Below are 16,589 nucleotides of genomic sequence, written 5' to 3'. Positions count from 1 at the left end.
AGCATAAAAATGAATCGTTTACAAGAAAAATATAATAAAACTATTATTCCCCAATTGCAAAAAGAATTAAATTTTACATCAATAATGCAAGTACCCAAAATTGAAAAAGTTGTTATTAATATTGGTGTTGGAGATGCAAGTAGTAATCCAAAAGCCATTGATAAATCAGTATCTGAATTATCAAAAATTACTGGTCAAAAACCAATTATCACTAAAGCGAAAAAATCAATTGCCGGCTTTAAATTAAGAGCGGGAATGCCAATTGGTTGTAAAGTTACATTACGTGGCGAAAAAATGTATGGTTTCCTTGATAAATTTATCTCAATTTCTTTACCAAGAATTCGTGATTTTCAAGGTTTATCAGTTAAAGCATTTGATCAAAATGGTAATTACACTGTTGGTATTAAAGAACAAATTATTTTTCCTGAAATTAATTATGAAGAAGTAGATAAAGTTCGTGGTATGGAAATCTCAATTATTACCACAACATCAAATAATGCAACAGCATTATTGTTATTAAAAAAAATAGGATTACCGTTTAAAAAACAAGGAAAGCAGGTGGCATAAGATGGCAAAAACTTCATTAAAAGTAAGACAAGCCCGTAAATCAAAGTTTAGTACGCAAGCATATACACGCTGTCAAAAGTGTGGCCGTCCTCATGCGGTTATTCGTAAATTTATGTTATGCCGTATTTGTTTTCGCGGTTTAGTATACCAAGGACAAATTCCTGGTATTAGAAAAGCATCATGATAGGAGGTATATAATTATGATGACAGATCCAATAAGTAATATTTTAACAGTTATTCGTAATGCTATTAGCGCTGCGGATAGCAGTAAAAATCGAGTAGTTAGTGTACCTTCTTCAAAACAACTAGTTAAGATAGCCGATATCTTGCAAAAAAATGGTTATATTGAAAAATATCGTGTTACTAAAGAAAATCCTAGCAAACCTAAATTAGAACTTTTATTAGTTCATACTGGTAAAAGTCCAATTCTTGGTTTAAAAAGAATATCTAAACCAGGATTAAGAATGTATGCAAAATGTGAAGACTTACCAAGTGTGTTAAATGGTTATGGAATTGCAATCATTTCTACATCAAAAGGTATTATGACAAATAAACAAGCAAAAAAACTTGGTCTTGGTGGCGAAGTTCTTGCTTATGTATGATAAGGGGGAAACTCTATATGTCACGTATTGGTAACCGTATCCTTACCATTCCAGTAAATACTTCAATAACGCTAGATGCAAGTAACTTGTTAACTGTTACAGGAGCAAAAGGTTCTTTAAAAAAACTATTACCAAATGTTATTAAAATTAACGTTGATGAAGAGAAAAAAACAATTACTACAACAAGACCTGATGATAACAAAAAAAATAAACAACTTCACGGAACAACTAATTCATTAATTAATGGAATGTTAGTTGGTGTATCAACAGGTTTCATGAAAGAATTAGAAATAAATGGTGTTGGATATCGTGCTGCTGTCCAAGCTAATATCTTAAATTTAACATTAGGATATTCTCATCCTATTAAGTTTGAAATTCCGCAAGGAATTACCATTGTTGCTCCTAAACCAACAGTATTACAAATTAGTGGTATTGATAAACAATTAATTGGAGAAGTTGCAGCCAAAATTCGTAAATTCCGTAAACCAGAACCATATAAAGGTAAAGGAATCAAATATAAAAATGAACACATTCGTCGTAAGGAAGGAAAAGCTGCTGGTAAAGGTAAATAATCTTATACTGGCACTTAAGGAGAATAGAAAATGATTAATAAACAACAAGCTCGTAAAGTTCGTCATTATCGTATTCGTAGTAAAATTATGGGTACTAGTGAAAGACCACGCTTAAATATCTTTAAATCTAATAATAGTTTTTATGCTCAAATTATTGACGATACTGCTTCAAATACAATTATTGGTGTATCAACATTAACATTTAAAGATTTAGCATCAAAAAGCAATATAGATGCTGCTACTAAACTTGGAGAAACAATTGCTAATTTAGCTATTAAGAAAAAAATTAAAAAAGTGGTTTTTGATCGTGGTGGATATTTATATCATGGTAAAGTGAAAGCATTCGCAGAAGCAGCGCGTAGTGCTGGATTAGAATTCTAAAAAAGGAGAATTAAAAGTATGAGTTTAGAAAATAAAAAAACAATTATTGATGATAAAGAAAATACTGAAGTTCAAAAATCAGTAGCAAAATCTTCTGTTAAAGCAGAAGTAAAAAATCCTACTGGTAATGAAAATAAAATTAGACATACTAATTCATCACAACCAAGAAATAGCCATGATAAAAAAGAAAATAAAGTTCGTGAACCACGTAAAAATTTTGAACGTAAACCAAAAACTCCAAGTGAATTTATTGAAAAAGTGATTTGAATCAGAAAAATTAACAAAGTAACAACCGGGGGAAGAAGATTGCGTTTCTCTGCTGCTGTTGCTATTGGTAATGGTAAAGGAGTAGTTGGTTTTGGTATATCTAAAGCCAATGAAGTTCCTGATGCAATTAAAAAGGCAATTGAAGCTGCTCACAAAAATTTAACAACAATTACGATAACTAAAAACAATAATTCTATTGTTCATGAAGTTAAAGGTAAATATTGTGGAAGTGAAATTTTATTAAAACCAGCTAAAGAAGGAATCGGAATTAAAGCTGGTGGATCTGCTCGTGATATTTTAGAATTAGTTGGTATTCATAATATTTATTCAAAAGCATTTAGATCTAGAAATAAAATTAATTTAGCTAGAGCAACAATTGCAGGTCTTGGCAATGTTAAACCAGCACAATATTTTATAAAAAATAAAAATCTTACTACTAAGCGTAGTAATGGTTAGAGGTGGATTATGGAAACAACATTACATAACTTAAAACCAACACCAGGTTCTCGTAAAGACATTAAACGTTTAGGTAGAGGAACTTCATCTGGAAAAGGTAAAACGGCTGGTAAAGGGACAAAAGGACAAAATGCCCGTACCGGTGGTGGAACAAGACCCGGATTTGAAGGAGGACAAACACCACTATATCGTCGTATTTCAAAACGAGGGTTTACTAACTTTACTACAACCAATTATAGTATTATTAACTTAGAACAAATTGATTTAATTAAAGAGCATGAAATAACACCTGAACTTTTATTTCAATTAAAATTGATTAGAAGTAAAAAAGATGGTATTAAAGTTCTTGGTAAAGGTAAATTAACAACACCAAAAACAATTAAAGCTCATAAATTTTCAAAATCAGCAATTACTGCTATTGAACAAGTCGGAGGAAAAGCGCAGGTGATCTAAGTGTTCACAACAACCCGTGAATTAATAAAAAAGTATAAAGAAGTTATAATTAGAATTTTATTTACCATTTTTATTTTATTTATCTTTCGTGTTGGAGCATTTATTACAGTTCCAGGAGTAACTTTGAATGAAGATTTAAGTAGCAGTAATAGTAGTGGTATTGAATTCTTTAATTTAATTTCAATGTTAGGTGGTGGTGCTATTAGCAGATTTTCTGTTTTTGCACTTGGAGTGTCACCTTACATTACTGCATCAATTATTGTGCAGTTATTATCAACTGATGTTGTTCCTACCTTAACAAGATGAGCTAAATCAGGAGAAAAAGGTAAGAAAAAATTAGAGTTAATGAATCGAGTATTAACTGTCCCCTTTGCTATTATGCAAGGTTTTGCCACAATCTTTGGTTTACAATCTCAACATATTATTAGTGTTGATTGAAGTTCGGGATCGGGAGCAGCTGGACCAGAAGTTTTCTATTATGTATTGATTCCAGCTATTTTACTAGCAGGGACAATGTTATCATTATGAATGGCTGATCAGATTACTAATCGTGGTATTGGTAATGGAATTTCACTAATTATTTTTGGTGGAATTGCTGCTAATTTACCATTTAACTTAGCTTCAACTTTTAAGTATTGAGTAGGACCAGATACTAATAATGGTGTTATTTTTCAAGGGACTTTAAAATTTGCTCTTTATTTTGCAGCCTTCCTACTGATTATTCTTGTTGTTGTATTCTTTAGTGAATCAGAGCGACACTTACCAATTCAACAAACTGGTAGTGGTTTAACTTTAAAGGGTGATAAAAGTTCTTATTTACCTTTAAAAGTTAACTCAGCTGGAGTAATTCCTGTTATTTTTTCTTCGGCACTAATTACTGGTCCAATGACAGTGGCGCAAATTGTTGATCAAAATAGTGGTTTTGCTAATTTTGCTAGAAATTATTTATCTTTACAGTCGTGGCCGGGAATTAGTATTTTTGCTATAATGACGATTATGTTTACCTTTTTATATGCACAAGTGCAAATTAATCCCGAACAAATGGCTAAGAATTTTCAAAAATCAGGAACTTATATTCCTGGTATTCAGCCAGGGAAGGAAACAGAAATTTATATTAAAAGAATGTTAAATCGTTTAAGTACAATTGGTTCCTTTTTCTTAACTGCTGTTGCAGTAACCCCATTTTTAATTTCTAAATTTACTAATCTACCTTCTTCATTAGCAGTTGGTGGAACTGGATTAATAATTATGGTTGGAGTAGCACTAGATACAACAAAACAAATTAAGGGACGAATTACTCAACATTCATTCTTAAATTATAAGGAAAACAAAGATGTTAAAGAACACTTATGGTCTTAGGGGGTAACGATGAATTTAATTATTTTAGGTCCACCAGGATCAGGGAAAGGGACACAGTCACAGTTTCTGAAAGAACAATATAATTTAATGCATTTATCAACTGGTGATTTGTTTCGTGATGAAATCACAAAACAATCACCAGTAGGTAAAAAAGCTCAAACTTATGTTAATAAGGGTCAATATGTTCCTGATGAGATTACAAACGAGATTATTAGTAATACTTTAAAAGATATTAAACATAATTTTATTCTTGATGGTTATCCAAGAACAATTTCACAAGTAGCATCATTAGATAAAGTATTAACAAGTTTGAATGAAACGCTTTCAATGGTATTGTATCTAGATATTAATGAAGAAACAGTTATTAAACGTTTGTCTTCAAGAGTTACTTGTCCTCAATGTAAAGCAATTTATAATCTTAATTTCCTACCACCAAAGATTACTGGTATTTGTGATAATGATGGGGTAAAATTAATTAAACGAATTGATGATAGTGATGAAAAGACAATTATCAATCGTTTAAAAACTTACAAAGTAGCAACGGCACCATTGGTAGATTCTTATCAAGAACGTGGACTGTTAAGAACGGTGGATGCCAACCAAGATAATAGTGATATTAAAAAACAAATTAAATCATATTTATCATCATTAAAAGGAAATAAAAATAATGGTTAGCATTAAAAGTCAAAGTGAAATTCAAAATATCAAAGCCGCTAGTCAAGTTGTAGCACTTATTCATAAAGAGTTAGCAAAGATAATAAAAGTTGGAATAACTGGTAAAATGCTTGATAAAGTGGTAGCACAAATTATTAAAGAAAATAATGCTATACCTTCTTTTTTAAATTATCATGGTTTTCCTGCCACGATTTGTGTTTCAGTTAATGAACAATTAATTCACGGCATTCCTAATGATAAACCTTTTAAAATGAATGATATTGTGAAAATTGATGTTGGTGCTGCTGTTAATGGTTATCATGCAGATGCTGCCTTTACAATGTGTGTTGGTGGTAAACCAACACCAGAACAAGCAAAACTTATTAATGTGACTAAAGAGTCATTAAATAAAGCAATAGCAATTATTGCACCAGGAGTTAGAATTGGTGATATTAGTAACACCATTCAAACTTATGTAGAAAGCGAAGGCTTTTATTTACCAACATCATATACTGGGCATGGTATTGGTAAAAAACTCCACGAAGACCCAGCTATTTCTAATGTTGGTAAGCCCAACACCGGAATAAAATTGCAGTCAGGAATGACAATTTGTATTGAACCAATGGTTCAAACAACAACTGATAAAATTCTGGTTTTAAGTGATAAGTGAACAGTAGTTGCTGCTGATAAACAACAAACTGCTCACTTTGAACACACTATCCTAGTAACTAATGATGGATGTGAAGTACTAACAATATTTAATGAAAATCAAAAAAATAATGAGGAATGTAATTAATGGCTAAACCAAAACAAGTAGTTAAACCCAAAGTTCAAAAAGTAAAAAAAACTAATGATAGTACTATTGAATGTGAAGGTATAGTAATAGAAGTTTTACCTAATGCTAGATTTAAAGTAAAGTTGAATGAATATGACTTTACTTCTATTGTAAGACCATCGGGTCGTATGCAAACACATAAAATTAAAATTATCAAAGGTGATCATGTAAAAGTTGAATTATCAACTTATAATTTAACTGAAGGACGAATTACTTTTCGTAACAGAATGGCTACTACACATTTATCGATAAATAAAGATGATGAAAACAAAGAAAACTAATAGTTTAACAGGAGGAAAATGATGAAAGTACAAGCATCAGTTAAAAAAATTTGTGACAAATGTCAACCAATCAAACGTAAAAAACGTAATGTAATCATTTGTGAAAATCCTAAACATAAGCAACGTCAAGGATAGAAATATTAAGGAGGAAAAATAAATATGACATCAAATACTAACAATGCAAGTCGAAGAATTGCGCAAGTAAATATTCCTGGAAATCAACATACAGTAATTGGTTTAACAAGAATTTATGGAATTGGTCGCAGCAAATCTTCAGAAATATTAAAAGAACTAAAAATTGAAGAAACTAAAAAAATTAATGAATTAACAGAAAAAGAATTAAGTTCAATTAGTCAATTAATTGAAAAGAAATATAAAACTGAAGGTGAACTAAGACGTGAAGTGTCTTTAAACATTAAAAGATTAATGGAAATTGGATGTTATCGTGGTATTCGTCATCGTAAAGGATTACCAGCCAGAGGACAATCAACAAAAACTAATGCAAGAACTTGCAAGGGACCACGTAAAACGGTTGCTAACAAGAAAAAAGCAAGTTAATTAGGAGGAAAAAAATAATGAATATAAAAACAACAGTAAAGAAAAAAATTAAAGTTAATCCTAATTTTATTAAAGCAAAAGCATTTATTAAAGCAAGTTTTAATAATACTATTGTTACTATTACTGATCTTAATGGTAATGTTATTTCTTGATCAAGTGCTGGAGCAGTAGGTTTCAAAGGAACTCGTAAATCAACTCCTCACTCAGCACAGTTAGCAGCTGAAGCTGCAGGTAAAACTGCTATGGAACACGGAGTTAAAATTTTAAGTGTTTTTGTTAATGGAACAGGACCAGGAAGAGAACCATCAATTCGTAGTTTACAAGCAGTAGGTTTTGAAATCAAAGATTTAAATGATGTGACACCAATCCCTCATAATGGTTGTCGTCCACCAAAAAAACCAAGAAAATAAAGTAGGTGAAAATAAAACATGGAACAACAATTTTTAAAACCAAAATTTAGTTTAAACAGTGAAAATAGTGCTATTAATTACAGTGAATTTATTGTGAGTCAATTAGAACGTGGTTATGGAACAACTTTAGCTAATGCCTTAAGAAGAACATTATTATCTTCAGTACCAGGTATTTCTGTATATGCAATTAGAATAAGTGGTGTATCTCATGAATTTACTGCAGTTAAAGGTGTAATTGAAAATGTTTCTGAAATAATTTTAAATGTTAAGGACTTAGTTTTAGCCTTTGATGGTGATATTCAAAAGGACAAAAAAATTGCTAATTTAAAAATTAGTATTACTGGTGAACAAGATATTACTGCTGGAGATATTATTTGTCCAACTGATGTTAGAGTAGTTAATCCAGAATTAATTATTGCTCGAACAACTTCAAGAAATGTTCTTTTTGAAATGGAATTAATGGTAAAGAAATCTCGTGGTTATTCTTCATTTGAGGAAAATAAAAAAGAAATTGCTAATAGTTCAGGCATTATTGCTATTGATTCAAACTTTTCACCCGTTGAAAAAGTTGATTATAAAATTGAACCTGTAACTAAAACATTAAAAGGTATTGAATATGAAAAATTAATTCTTGGTGTACAAACTAATGGTTCAGTTAAAGCAGCATCAGCTATTGCAATGGCAGCTAAAATTTTAATGAGTCATATTGAATTTTTTGTTAATTTAGATGATAATGTTAAAAACTTTGAAGTTATTTCAATTACTAATGAGCAAGAAAATAATGATTTAAACAAAGCCTTAGAAGAATTGAATTTAACTGTTCGTTCATACAATTGTTTAAAACGTGATGGTTATAAAACTTTGGGTGATATTGTAAGTAAAAGTTTAGATGAAATTAAACAAATTAAACATTTAGGTTCAAAATCAATTAAAGAAATTGAAGATTGTGTATCAAAACATAATTTAGAGTTTTCTATTAAAAACTAAGAAGGAGGATAAGAAAAAATGTCATATATTAACGATATCGGAAGAAATAGTGCTAAAGTAGATGCTGAAATCCGTAATTTAGCAAGTGAATTAATTGTTCATGGAAAATTAGTTTTGTTAGAAAAAAGAGCAAAAAGATTACAAACATTTATTGAACCTTTAGTAACATTAGCTAAACGTGGTGATTTGCATTCAAGAAGAATGGCAATTGCTAAATTACGTAAAATTACAACTAAAGAGCATCCAAAGGATGGTGTTATTCCAACATTATTTGGCAATATTGCTGAAAGATATAAAGACCGTAAAGGTGGATATACAAAGTTAATTAAAGTAGATAATAGAACTGGTGATAATGCACCAATGGTATTAATTACTTTTGTTTAGTTAAAAATATTAAAGCAAGAAAATTTTGGAAAGAGTAAAGCATTTTTATGTTTTCTCTTTTTTATATGTTGACAATTTTAAATAAAATTGTATTTTTTAATACAATTATTGATAAATATTTTTTATGGTATTTTTATTATTTCAATGTTATATTATATATAAGTTTTATTTTATAACAATTTATAGATTATTACTCCTTATTTTTATAAGGAGTTTTTAGTTTCTTTAATAAAAAGTAAAACTTATATATTTGATTGGGATAGTATTTGGATTATTTGTATATAAAACAATAATTATCAAAAAAATATCAGTCAATAATTAAAATTATTTTTGTAAAGAAATTTAATAGATATAGTAATTTTTAAATATTTATCTCAAATAAACAAGAAAAAAATGAAAAAAATGATTGTTGCTAATGCACAAGGTATTGTTGAAGAAATCTTACTAAGGAACAAAGAGTACTTAATCATTCTAAATTTACTCCAACAGGAATTTTTGTAGTTAAAGGATCAAAAATAACAATAAAATTATTAGAAAATGATGAATCTTTACTTAACATTTTTATTGGACAATGAGGAAGTTATAAAAATTTAAATGATGGTCAAAGTTTAAAACCAAAAGAGTATGTTATTAATGAAGAAAATCAAACTATTATTTCTGAAATAGAAGGTATGTTATATCTATATAATAAAAGTGAAAATACTGATTATATAGTATTAATTACTGCTGAATCAGAAGTAGAAGATCCAACATTTGTTGCTAGTAAAATAATAAATAAAAAATATAATGAAATATTAAATAATAATATTAATTCACGATTTGCTAAAATTATTGTTGAAGATCCAATAGAAGATCCAACATTTGTTGTTGATACAACAACAAATGAAGAATTTCAACAAATGTTATATGATAATATAGAATCACCATTTGTTGAAATTATTGGAGAACATGTTTTTGGAACATTCCAAATGGAACTTGCAAAAGAATTATGAATAGATGAAGTATAATATTAATGAAACATTTACTCGTTTAGATAGAGTTTATGAATTAACAAGTATGGTTAGTGGATTAAATTTAGAATATAATGGTATTGCTCGAAAAGTTAATAATAAAATCCATATTACAAATCCTGATACTGGTGCAGGATATGCTAGTGCAACACACTATCATATTATTATTCAACAAGTTACTGGTGCTGGAAAAGCATTATTTAAGAAGAAGCCTAATGAGGGTTGATATATATGACATGAGATATAGGACACACATTTTAAAATCCGCGTTATAAATGAAATGATCTAACTGAAGTTACAGTAAATATTAGTGCACTTTGAGTTGAAAGAGAATTTGGATTTCAAAATAACTTAATTAAATAACATGCTGATAAAGATATTAAAGAATTTATTTTAAATTCAAATGCTGATAAAAATTTTGATAAACAATCACTTTTTGTTAAATTAGGTATGTTTTGACAATTAGATCAAGCTTTTGGAAAATGATTTTATTCAACTTTAAATCAATCTTGTCGATTATTAGATGATAAGTTATTACCAACTGATAATGAATTAAAAAAACAATTTTTTATTCAAATGACTTCAAAAATAGCTAATCGAAATCTAATTCCATTCTTTGCTAAATGAGGAATTAAAACTGATGAAGATACTGAAAAAATTGTAAGTAAATATCCAAAGTTAACAAAAGAGATTTGAAATAATATCTTTGATGGTCATTATGGATAATGCTATTGTTGAACATGAATTGCGAAGTTATCAACCAGTGCAAGAAGTAAAAGTTATTAGTTTTTTAGAAAAAAGTATTGGTGATGAAATTTTAAAAAATGAAGTTAAAGAAAATATTATGATGGAAGATAATTTAGAAGTTGAAAGTGTTAAAGATATTTCTTATCAAAAACCTGATTTTCTTGATAAAAAAAGTATTGATACTAATTTTGTAATTATAGATAGAAATGAAGATTTTGTTGGTAATAAATATCAAATTCCAGTGAAATTAAATTTTGTAAATAGTATATTATTAGAAGGAATGGGACAGGGCTTAACACAATATCGAGCAATTATTAATTTAAATAAAACTAAGAAAACATTTTTCATCAGTGGTAATAATGAAAAATTTAATATTGGTTATGGAGGCAGTGATTATATAAAAATTACTATTAAAGATGCTAATGGTAATTCAATTTATAAAAAAGTGGCAGTAGGAAAGGATCCAACATCGGTTTTTGATGATCTTAATGAGATTAATTATAAAAATAATTATATGATTATATTTTGATTTATGGAACCAAAAAGAGGACTTTATTTTGATCCAAGTGTTGGTGAATGAGTTTCTTCAACAACAAAGAATGTAGAGTTTGTTGTTAGTGATGATAAACTAATTAAAAAAAATATAAGTTAAAAGAATAAAAATAGAATTTATTATTAATAGTAAATTCTATTTTTATGACATAGTAATTTTGATTTTTTTGGTTTTATCTTTTATATAGTAAAATTTAGTTTTTTTATATATTTTTTAAAATTATATAAAGTTAGAAAATCTTTATGATATTATTAATTCATAATTTAATAAATGTTTAGTACTAATATGGATATTTTATCTATATTAGTTTCTTTTATGTTTATTAAATTTTACTTTTAATTTGAATAAAAAGGAGAAAATGAAAGATGATATCTATAGAAAATATTAGTAATTTAGATATAGAGATATTTATTAAGAATGTAAAAAAAATATTTCAAGAAAAAATTAATACTTATCAACTTATTGATAAATCTTTTAAAGAACTAGAAAATTTTAAAATTATAGAAGAGATAAAATTAAAATTACAAGATAATCTTAAAATAATAAAAGAAAGATTAATTAACTATGAATATGCTAAAGATGGAGATAGTTTAAAAGATTCTGCAGAATTAAAAAAGCTAGAATTGTTTTTAGAAGAATTAGAAAATATAATAGTAAATAATTATCATATTAATATTAGTTATAGATGTGCTAATTTTCTTATTATGAATGATGAAAAGGAACAATTAGTAAAATTATTTAAAGTTAATGATTCAATTTTATTTAAAAGTAAATTAAGTTTTGTATTAGCAAAAAAATTAATTGAAGAAGGAAATATTAAAGGTATAAAATTATTAACTAATATTATTAATTTAGAAGAAATAATTGATAATGAGAGTAATCTTTTTCATATTGCTGCAAATAATGGTCAAATTGATATTTTAAAATATTTATTATCAATTAATAAAGAATTAATTAATAATAAAAATAAAAATGGAGAAACACCTATTGAATGTGCTTTCGAATATGCTGCCAAACGTTTTATCAAATATGGTGAATTTGATAATGAAGTTATTGAATTTTTAATTAATAATTCTAATGTTAATTTATTGTTTACTAATAATGAATTATGAAAATCATTAGATCCTAACTGAAATATTAATTCAATTAAAGGATGAAATATATTCCATATAGCAACACTTTTTGGAAATGTAGATATTGTAAAATTATTAATACAAAAATTAAATGATCAATCATTAATAAATTATGTAGCAGAAAAAATTGGTACTCCTTTACAATGTGCAATTGTAGGTGCTAGTGTTGACACAACGGGCTTACCTAAAGAGGGAATGCCTTGAGTTAATCCATTAGGTTACTTTAGATTTATATCAAATAATGATATGGGTATAAAGGACAGTAGAACTAAAATTTTAGTTGAAAATTATAAAGAAATTGTAAAAACATTGCTTTCTATTTTATCTTATGATCAAATTAATTCTAAGGACACTGAAGGAGATAGTCCAATTCATGATTGTGTACTAAGATCTAATGTTGAATTATTAAAATTAGTATTAAACGCAGGTGGTGAAATAAATATACAAAATAATTTAGGATATACTCCCTTGCATCAAGCAGTTCTTTATTCTAGATTTGAAGTAATAGAAGAACTGTTACAAATACCTAATATTGATTTAACAATAAAAGATAAAACTGGATTAACTGCATATGATTTAATTGTGAAAAAAAGTAATAGAAAAGATAAAATTAAAGTAATGAATTTAATAGAAAATTATCTCTTAAGTAAAAATATTAAATTTGAACGTTTTGTTGAAGTTATTATTGATAATAATATATCTGATACTAATATATCTGATACTAATAGTTATTATGATGAGGTTGATACTGTTTCCTTATTAAGTAATGATGATACAAGTGATGTAGACAGTATAATTTGAGAATCTAATAATAATTTTCCAGATAGTTTAATTACTGATACTTTTTCTTATACAACAAGATTTTAGTGTTTAAAAATAAACTTTTTTAATAATTCTTAAATATTTTATAAAAATTTAAAAGTGTTATCTAGCAAGTATAATATATATTCAATAAAGTTTATATATAATATAGATGAAAAACTAAATATAGTTTTCAATCCATTATTTTTTTTTAAAAAAATAATCGATTTTTTTTATTTTGAAAGGAAGATTTTGATGCCAGTTACTGAACAAGAAAACCGTAAAAAAGAAAGTTCAGAAATAAAAAAAGTAATTAAAGCCTTTGAAAAAGAAATCAAAGAAAATGATAATCAAATTAAAAATGAAAAAAAAGAAATAAAAAAATGAGAAAAACTAAAATTAAATATTAATGATGAAAAAGAAGGTTTAAGTAAAGAAATTAAAAAACTTAAGATAGTTTTAAATGAAATTAAAAATAAATTAAAGGAAAAAAAAGAAAAAAATATTAAATATGAAGAAAAAGAGGTAAAGTTTAAAGAAAAAGATTTAATAAAATTAGAAAACTTAAGAAAAGAAATTGAAAATAAAGTTGAAGTAGAAGAAAAGCAACAACAACAAATACAAGAAAATATAACAAAATTAAAAGAAAATGAACAAGAAATAATAAATGAATTAGAAAAATTCAAAAAAAATGAGAAAGAAATGGAAGAAGAAATAGGTAAATTAAAAGAAACCATAGTTGATGATGATACTAATGTGAATCTTTTGATTAAAGAAAAAGAAAATGAAATATTAGAAGTAAGATTAAAAATTGCTAATTTATCTGCTAGTTTAAAAAGAAAAGAGAAAGAAATAACATTATTAGAATTTGAAGAATTTAAACATAAACAAATTATTTTAGAAAATAAAGAACAATTAATAAAAGCAAATCATAAATTATATTCAAATAAAAAAACAGAAAATGAAGTTAAAATAGCAGAATCGGAGATCAAAAAAAACAAGAGAATTTGTGAAATATATGAATTACAGCATAAACTAAATATAGTGGTTATAGATGAAGCAAATATTAATTCAAAAATTTTAAGTTTACTTTTGACAATATGTAGGCTTGAAAAATCTTCTATAAAAATTGTCAAAGAAATTACAGAAAAAAAAGATGTCTTAAAACGAATAAAAAATAATTCATTAGAAGAATCAATAATAATTTCACCAGAAGAAAATGTTACTTCTACTCAGCAAAATGCAAAACCATGATTTAAACGTATATATAAACCATTTACTAAACTTTATAGAGTTAGTAAACAAAAACTTACATTAGGATATTATCAAAGAAAAGAAAAATCTTTAGAAGCGGAAATTAGGAAATTAGAAGCTGAAAAATTAAAAGATTTTTGAAATAAATTTTGATTACTTATGAGCTGTGGTTGTTATAATAATCATGGTAAAACAACAAGAAAAATAGAAGAAAAAAAACGAGAATTAAAAGATATTAAAAAAGAACTAGAAAAATTATCAAAAAATAATATTTCAAATAATGATCCGCAACCTTCAACTTCATCAGCAGTACCCAGCTCATCTAAAAGTTGAAGTGACAAATTATTGAAATCAACAGAAGAAGTAACAAAAAATGATTCTTTATTAAAAGAAAATTCTAAAAATCCGGATATTTCTTTACATTAATTTTATAGAATAGAAATTTATATAACTTTAATTTATAAACTAAATTTTATTAGAAAATGAACAATAATTTTACTTCAATTTTGAACAGATATTGTTCATTTTTTTCTTTTTTTATAATTTTTATAAATTATAAATTGATATATATAAAATTACTGTTATAATTTTACTAGCATAATATTTAAAATGGAGTTAGAAGTAATATGAGTAAATCTAAAATTTCATTAAGTTTAAAAAATGTTGAATTTCGTTATAAACCAGAATACAATAACGCTGTTGATAATGTTAGTTTTGATATTAATCATGGTGAATATATTACTATAATTGGTCATAATGGTAGTGGTAAGTCAACACTTTCAAAAATTATTATTGGTGTTTTACACAAACAAAAAGGTACAATTCAATTATTTGGTGAAACAATTACTAATAAAAACATTAAACAATTACGTCGTCACTTAGGTATTGTTTTTCAAAATCCTGATAATCAATTTATAGGTTCAACTGTTCGTGATGATATTGCTTTTGGCTTGGAAAATCATTTAGTTGAACCCAGTGATATGCCAGCAATTATTGACAGAGTTTCTAGGGCAGTGGGTATGGAAAAATATTTAGATCATGAACCGCTATGATTATCTGGTGGTCAAAAACAACGTGTAGCTATTGCTTCAGTTTTAGCTTTAGAACCTGATATTATTATTTTTGATGAGGCAACTAGTATGCTTGATCCAAAAGGTAAACGAGAAGTTAAAGAAATTATGTTAAAATTACAAGAACAACGCAATAAAACTATTATTTCTATTACTCATGATATGGATGAAATTATTAATGCCGATAAAATTATTGTTATGAATAAAGGTAAGTTAGTTCGTTATGGAACTCCATCTGAAATATTAAAAGAATGAGAGTTTTTACAAAGTATTCATTTAGATATTCCTTTTGTTTTAAAAGTATCGTTAGGTTTAAAAAATAAGGGGATTAATATTAATGAAACATTAAGTGAAGAGGAGTTGATTTCTAGCTTATGTCAATTAAATTCAAAGAAGTAAGTTATACTTATTCTCCAAAAACCCCTTATCAATATCAAGCATTAAAAGATATTACTATTGAAATTGTTGAACAAAAAATAGTTGCTATTATTGGTGAAACTGGTAGTGGTAAATCAACTATGATTCAACATATTAATGGTTTATTAGTTCCAATGGCAGGTTCAGTTGCCATTAATGATTTTATTATTAAGGCTAATCAAAAAAAAATTCGTGATATTAAAAAAATACGTAAACAAATTGGCTTAGTCTTTCAATTTCCCGAATATCAGTTATTTGAAGAAACTATTGAACGAGATATTATGTTTGGACCAGTTAATTTTGGTGAGAAAAAAGATAAAGCACGAGAGTTAGCAAAAAAATATATTAATTTGGTTGGATTAGACGAAACATACTTATCAAGAAGTCCGTTTGATTTGTCTGGTGGTCAAAAACGAAGAGTTGCTATTGCTGGTATTTTGGCATTACAAGGTCATACTTTAATTTTAGATGAACCAACAGCAGGACTTGATCCCGATGGTGAAAAAGAATTAATTAATTTATTTTATGATTTAAATCATAAAGAAAACAAAACTATTATTTTAGTAACTCATAATATGAATCATGTACTAATGGTTGCTGATGAAGTTATTGTATTACATAATACACAGATTTATAAAAAAGCAGATCCAATTACTATTTTTAGAGATAAAAAATTAATTACCGAAACCGGAATTGAACCACCAAAAATTTATAGTTTTTTATATAAATTAGAAGCAGCAGGATTTGATACATCAAAAATTACTGCTAGAAGTGATTCAGAATTAATTGACCAGCTATCAAAAATATTATCCAAAAAAAATAGCAATAAAAAGTAAGG

The 16,589-nt window shown here is 26.5% G+C and carries 25 protein-coding genes and 1 pseudogene; 25 read left to right on the top strand and 1 reads right to left on the bottom strand.

What is annotated here, in order from left to right; genetic code table 4:
- Positions 1 to 9 precede the first annotated feature (9 nt).
- The 16 genes from rplE to rplQ are packed head-to-tail and all read left to right on the top strand — an operon-like array spanning position 10 to position 8,766.
- Positions 10 to 567 carry a 50S ribosomal protein L5 gene (gene rplE, locus AACK81_RS07875; RefSeq protein WP_338961218.1) on the top strand — a complete coding sequence of 186 codons (558 nt, stop codon included), beginning with the start codon at positions 10 to 12 and terminating at the stop codon, positions 565 to 567.
- A 1-nt stretch (position 568) separates the two neighbouring features.
- The gene (locus AACK81_RS07870; protein ID WP_174480921.1) at positions 569 to 754 is read left to right on the top strand and encodes a type Z 30S ribosomal protein S14; all 186 of its coding nucleotides are present in this window, start codon (positions 569 to 571) and stop codon (positions 752 to 754) included.
- Positions 755 to 767: 13 nt separating this feature from the next.
- Positions 768 to 1,172, top strand: a complete 405-nt coding sequence (gene rpsH, locus AACK81_RS07865) for a 30S ribosomal protein S8 (RefSeq protein WP_422397351.1) — start codon at positions 768 to 770, stop codon at positions 1,170 to 1,172.
- Between the two features lie 14 nt (positions 1,173 to 1,186).
- Positions 1,187 to 1,741 carry a 50S ribosomal protein L6 gene (gene rplF, locus AACK81_RS07860; RefSeq protein WP_252319239.1) on the top strand — a complete coding sequence of 185 codons (555 nt, stop codon included), beginning with the start codon at positions 1,187 to 1,189 and terminating at the stop codon, positions 1,739 to 1,741.
- Between the two features lie 30 nt (positions 1,742 to 1,771).
- A complete protein-coding gene (gene rplR, locus AACK81_RS07855; protein WP_174480918.1) occupies positions 1,772 to 2,122 on the top strand; it encodes a 50S ribosomal protein L18 in 351 nt (116 codons plus the stop codon).
- A gap of 18 nt (positions 2,123 to 2,140) precedes the next feature.
- Positions 2,141 to 2,845, top strand: coding sequence for a 30S ribosomal protein S5 (gene rpsE / locus AACK81_RS07850; RefSeq protein WP_338961216.1), 705 nt, complete (start codon positions 2,141 to 2,143; stop codon positions 2,843 to 2,845).
- A gap of 9 nt (positions 2,846 to 2,854) precedes the next feature.
- Positions 2,855 to 3,298 carry a 50S ribosomal protein L15 gene (rplO, locus tag AACK81_RS07845; protein WP_338961212.1) on the top strand — a complete coding sequence of 148 codons (444 nt, stop codon included), beginning with the start codon at positions 2,855 to 2,857 and terminating at the stop codon, positions 3,296 to 3,298.
- Positions 3,299 to 4,657, top strand: coding sequence for a preprotein translocase subunit SecY (secY, locus tag AACK81_RS07840; RefSeq protein ID WP_338961210.1), 1,359 nt, complete (start codon positions 3,299 to 3,301; stop codon positions 4,655 to 4,657). It begins immediately after the preceding gene.
- A 9-nt stretch (positions 4,658 to 4,666) separates the two neighbouring features.
- Positions 4,667 to 5,332, top strand: a complete 666-nt coding sequence (locus tag AACK81_RS07835) for an adenylate kinase (protein ID WP_281748525.1) — start codon at positions 4,667 to 4,669, stop codon at positions 5,330 to 5,332.
- The gene (gene map, locus AACK81_RS07830; RefSeq protein WP_338961208.1) at positions 5,325 to 6,107 is read left to right on the top strand and encodes a type I methionyl aminopeptidase; all 783 of its coding nucleotides are present in this window, start codon (positions 5,325 to 5,327) and stop codon (positions 6,105 to 6,107) included. Before AACK81_RS07835 ends, map begins: the two co-directional genes overlap by 8 nt.
- On the top strand, positions 6,107 to 6,427 hold the full coding sequence (gene infA, locus AACK81_RS08885; protein WP_422397550.1) for a translation initiation factor IF-1: 321 nt from the start codon (positions 6,107 to 6,109) through the stop codon (positions 6,425 to 6,427). Before map ends, infA begins: the two co-directional genes overlap by 1 nt.
- Positions 6,428 to 6,448: 21 nt before the next feature.
- Positions 6,449 to 6,562 carry a 50S ribosomal protein L36 gene (gene rpmJ / locus AACK81_RS07820; RefSeq protein ID WP_174480911.1) on the top strand — a complete coding sequence of 38 codons (114 nt, stop codon included), beginning with the start codon at positions 6,449 to 6,451 and terminating at the stop codon, positions 6,560 to 6,562.
- A 24-nt stretch (positions 6,563 to 6,586) separates the two neighbouring features.
- Positions 6,587 to 6,985, top strand: coding sequence for a 30S ribosomal protein S13 (gene rpsM, locus AACK81_RS07815; RefSeq protein ID WP_174480910.1), 399 nt, complete (start codon positions 6,587 to 6,589; stop codon positions 6,983 to 6,985).
- Between the two features lie 17 nt (positions 6,986 to 7,002).
- Positions 7,003 to 7,395 carry a 30S ribosomal protein S11 gene (gene rpsK / locus AACK81_RS07810; protein WP_338961206.1) on the top strand — a complete coding sequence of 131 codons (393 nt, stop codon included), beginning with the start codon at positions 7,003 to 7,005 and terminating at the stop codon, positions 7,393 to 7,395.
- An 18-nt stretch (positions 7,396 to 7,413) separates the two neighbouring features.
- Positions 7,414 to 8,382 (top strand): DNA-directed RNA polymerase subunit alpha, encoded by a 969-nt coding sequence (locus AACK81_RS07805; protein WP_338961205.1) that lies wholly within the window; start codon positions 7,414 to 7,416, stop codon positions 8,380 to 8,382.
- An 18-nt stretch (positions 8,383 to 8,400) separates the two neighbouring features.
- Positions 8,401 to 8,766, top strand: a complete 366-nt coding sequence (rplQ, locus tag AACK81_RS07800) for a 50S ribosomal protein L17 (RefSeq protein WP_252319218.1) — start codon at positions 8,401 to 8,403, stop codon at positions 8,764 to 8,766.
- 412 nt (positions 8,767 to 9,178) lie between these two features.
- On the opposite strand, the gene AACK81_RS07795 is transcribed toward rplQ, so the two are convergent.
- The gene (locus tag AACK81_RS07795) at positions 9,179 to 9,325 is read right to left on the bottom strand and encodes a hypothetical protein (RefSeq protein ID WP_338961204.1); all 147 of its coding nucleotides are present in this window, start codon (positions 9,323 to 9,325) and stop codon (positions 9,179 to 9,181) included.
- Here AACK81_RS07795 and AACK81_RS08880 point away from each other — a divergent pair.
- The 9 genes and pseudogenes from AACK81_RS08880 to AACK81_RS07755 all read left to right on the top strand — a co-directional run.
- Positions 9,258 to 9,419 (top strand): annotated as a pseudogene (locus AACK81_RS08880) (hypothetical protein); the annotation flags it as partial. The gene AACK81_RS07795 and the pseudogene AACK81_RS08880 sit on opposite strands and share 68 nt — an antisense overlap.
- Before the next feature lie 18 nt (positions 9,420 to 9,437).
- Positions 9,438 to 9,773, top strand: a complete 336-nt coding sequence (locus AACK81_RS07790; RefSeq protein ID WP_338961202.1) for a hypothetical protein — start codon at positions 9,438 to 9,440, stop codon at positions 9,771 to 9,773.
- Positions 9,763 to 10,023 (top strand): hypothetical protein, encoded by a 261-nt coding sequence (locus tag AACK81_RS07785; RefSeq protein ID WP_338961201.1) that lies wholly within the window; start codon positions 9,763 to 9,765, stop codon positions 10,021 to 10,023. The genes AACK81_RS07790 and AACK81_RS07785 overlap by 11 nt, the downstream gene beginning before the upstream one ends.
- A 203-nt stretch (positions 10,024 to 10,226) precedes the next feature.
- Positions 10,227 to 10,502, top strand: coding sequence for a M60 family metallopeptidase (locus AACK81_RS07780; protein WP_338961199.1), 276 nt, complete (start codon positions 10,227 to 10,229; stop codon positions 10,500 to 10,502).
- Positions 10,495 to 11,175, top strand: a complete 681-nt coding sequence (locus tag AACK81_RS07775) for a putative mucin/carbohydrate-binding domain-containing protein (protein ID WP_338961198.1) — start codon at positions 10,495 to 10,497, stop codon at positions 11,173 to 11,175. Before AACK81_RS07780 ends, AACK81_RS07775 begins: the two co-directional genes overlap by 8 nt.
- A gap of 266 nt (positions 11,176 to 11,441) precedes the next feature.
- Positions 11,442 to 13,076 carry an ankyrin repeat domain-containing protein gene (locus AACK81_RS07770; protein WP_338961197.1) on the top strand — a complete coding sequence of 545 codons (1,635 nt, stop codon included), beginning with the start codon at positions 11,442 to 11,444 and terminating at the stop codon, positions 13,074 to 13,076.
- Between the two features lie 189 nt (positions 13,077 to 13,265).
- Positions 13,266 to 14,690 (top strand): hypothetical protein, encoded by a 1,425-nt coding sequence (locus AACK81_RS07765; protein ID WP_338961196.1) that lies wholly within the window; start codon positions 13,266 to 13,268, stop codon positions 14,688 to 14,690.
- 200 nt (positions 14,691 to 14,890) lie between these two features.
- Complete coding sequence (locus AACK81_RS07760; RefSeq protein ID WP_252320168.1) at positions 14,891 to 15,733, top strand: energy-coupling factor transporter ATPase; 843 nt, start codon at positions 14,891 to 14,893, stop codon at positions 15,731 to 15,733.
- The gene (locus AACK81_RS07755) at positions 15,709 to 16,587 is read left to right on the top strand and encodes an energy-coupling factor transporter ATPase (protein WP_281748539.1); all 879 of its coding nucleotides are present in this window, start codon (positions 15,709 to 15,711) and stop codon (positions 16,585 to 16,587) included. The genes AACK81_RS07760 and AACK81_RS07755 overlap by 25 nt, the downstream gene beginning before the upstream one ends.
- Positions 16,588 to 16,589 lie beyond the last annotated feature (2 nt).

This window comes from Spiroplasma endosymbiont of Lasioglossum villosulum (assembly GCF_964020195.1).
Lineage (GTDB): Bacteria > Bacillota_I > Bacilli_A > Mycoplasmatales > VBWQ01 > Spiroplasma_E > Spiroplasma_E ixodetis_A.
The sequence above is the reverse complement of the archived record's forward strand: the minus strand, read 5'-3'. Positions and strand labels throughout refer to the sequence as shown.